Source organism: Vibrio genomosp. F10 str. 9ZD137, from assembly GCF_049974785.1.
GTDB lineage: Bacteria > Pseudomonadota > Gammaproteobacteria > Enterobacterales > Vibrionaceae > Vibrio.
Genome location: NZ_JBNGCJ010000420.1, coordinates 1 through 2643, shown reverse-complemented (window position 1 = coordinate 2643; position 2643 = coordinate 1). Strand labels below are relative to the sequence as shown.

3 protein-coding genes are annotated in these 2643 nt (G+C 45.3%); 1 reads left to right on the top strand and 2 read right to left on the bottom strand.

Annotated elements, in window-relative coordinates; genetic code table 11:
• The coding region (locus tag ACP45E_RS10030) for an MFS transporter (protein WP_141707281.1) at positions 1–346 on the bottom strand (346 nt) is incomplete at its 3' end.
• 141 nt (positions 347–487) lie between these two features.
• Positions 488–1183 carry a 16S rRNA pseudouridine(516) synthase RsuA gene (gene rsuA / locus ACP45E_RS10025; RefSeq protein ID WP_017035303.1) on the bottom strand — a complete coding sequence of 232 codons (696 nt, stop codon included), beginning with the start codon at positions 1181–1183 and terminating at the stop codon, positions 488–490.
• A 178-nt stretch (positions 1184–1361) separates the two neighbouring features.
• Here rsuA and ACP45E_RS10020 point away from each other — a divergent pair.
• Positions 1362–2643: DEAD/DEAH box helicase (locus ACP45E_RS10020; RefSeq protein ID WP_069584963.1), on the top strand; the 1282-nt coding region annotated here is incomplete at its 3' end.

Here is a 2643-nt window from a genome sequence, read left to right as displayed (position 1 = left end):
GTGCACATCGAATAAACGTTAACGCGTCAATGCCCGTAGTGGTCGCACTCACTATGGATGCAATAGCAAATAAAGCCACACCAATGAGTAGTACAGGACGACGACCAAAGCTGTCAGCAAATGGCCCATGAAACAACTGACCAATCGCAAAACCCGCAGTATAAGCAGTCAAGGTAAATTGAACTTCACCAGCCGTCACACCCAAGTCATTAGCAATGGATGGCATCGCAGGTAAGTACATGTCGATGGCCAGTGGCGTTAAAGCACCAATAGCACCAAGCACCGCAAAGAGAATCAATCCTATTTGTTGTGAGCTGGCAGGAGAAGATATCGAATTATTTGTCATTAGGTTATCAAATCAGTGGCCGATTTGATTATGGTACCGATACCATAACCAACTCGTGGCGTATTATTAACGAATAATAATAACGACTCTTATAAAAAAGACTAGTTCTCATTTAGAAATATACGTGTTTCTAAAGCCGAGTTATTTCCAGATAGAGTTCACTTCATCTTCCGTAAGATAACGATACTCACCGAGCTCTAGGCTTTCATCCATTTCTATATCACCGATTTTCTCACGATGTAGCGCTTCTACCTTGTTACCAAGAGCAGCAAACATTCGTTTCACTTGGTGATATTTACCTTCATGGATGGTTAGCAACACTTCCTTTTCCGCTCGCACATCGAGTTCAGCAGGTAGCGTTAATCCAGTTTCACTTTTCAGCTGAATACCTTGTTTGAATTTTTCTGCATAGTCATCTTCAACAGGTTCCGTTAGCCAAACACGGTAAGTTTTCTGGCATTTGTGCTTCGGCGAGGTGATTCGATGGGACCACTGTCCATCATCGGTGATCAGAACCAATCCTGTCGTATCAACATCCAAACGACCCGCAAAGTGAAGCTCGTCCATTTTTATTTCATCGATCAGTTCAAACGCCGTAGGGTTCGCGCCATCTTCGTGTGAGCAAACAAACCCTTCCGGCTTGTAAAGCATAATGTAACGAGGCCCAGATAACGCCAGTTGGTTACCTTGCCATTCAACGACTGACTCTTCCGTCACATGTGACGCTGCTCTTTTTTCCATCTCACCGTCAACCATCACTTTTTTTGATCGCAATATCTGGTGAGCTTCTTTTCTTGTTACACCAAGCGTGTCACACAAAAACTTATCTAAACGCATATCTGCCTCAAACGCACTAATTTCGCGCGCAGTATACATGGAAAATGGATAACTAAGAACGCTTGCCCTAGGTTATCTGCTGTTTATTGCCAATGTTCCTTATTATATCAGCTGCTAGTGGTCGCCTTAACCCGTTAGCCTGTATACTAGTGGTCCATAAAAAAGAACGATAACTACCATGTATACCCTTCGCCCCTACCAAGCCGATTCAGTTAAAGCGGTTATTCACTATTTTCGCAAGCACTCGACGCCTTCAGTGATCGTGCTGCCCACTGGCGCCGGGAAAAGCCTAGTGATCGCAGAACTTGCTCGCCTCGCTAAAGGGCGTGTTTTGGTACTTGCTCACGTCAAAGAGCTAGTCGAGCAAAATCACGAAAAATATGAAGGCTACGGCTTAAAAGGTTCTGTCTATGCTGCTGGGTTAGGAAGAAAAGAGACTGACCAGCAAGTCGTGTTTGCGTCGGTTCAGTCAGTGGTTCGTAATCTCGATGATTTTAAGAACCAGTTTTCACTGTTGGTTATTGATGAATGCCACCGTGTTCCCGACGACAAAAACAGCAGCTATCAAAAAGTGATTACTCATCTAAAAGAGCTCAATTCTGGAATAAAAATCCTTGGGTTAACTGCCACCCCTTACCGACTTGGTATGGGGTGGATATATCAATATCACACCCGAGGCCAGGTACGCAGTGAAGAACCCCGCTTCTTCCGCGACTGCATTTTTGAACTCCCCATTCATTACTTACTGGATGAAGACTTTTTAACTCCCGCTCGAATGATGGATGCACCTGTACTCTCTTACGATTTCTCTCAACTAAAACCGGCCAACACTGGGCGCTATAAAGAAGCCGAACTGGACATGGTGATCGACAAAGCAAAACGGGCCACGCCTCAAATCGTTGATCAGATTTTGCAGTATTCGCAAGACAAGTTAGGCGTGATGGTTTTTGCCGCAACCGTGCGCCATGCTCAAGAGATTTTGCAACGGCTTCCCGTAGCCGAGTCAGCGATTGTCATTGGTGACACACCGACACACGAACGTGACGACATTATTCAGCGTTTTAAGCAGCAAAAGATTAAATATCTCGTCAATGTTTCTGTTTTAACAACCGGTTTTGATGCCCCTCATGTCGACCTCATTGCCATCTTGAGGCCCACAGAATCCGTGAGTCTTTATCAGCAAATTATTGGACGTGGGTTACGTTTATCTCCTGGAAAGGCGGAGTGCTTGGTTCTCGATTACGCAGGCAATAACTACGACCTCTACCAACCAGAAGTGGGCGACCCTAAACCTGACTCGAACAGCGAAATCATTACCATTCCCTGCCCCGCCTGTGGATTTAACAATAATTTCTGGGGCAAACTCGACAGCAACGGCTTCTTACTCGAACACTTTGGCCGACGTTGCCAAGGTTTTTTTACCGATGAAGATACGGGCGAACGTGAACACTGCGGCTATC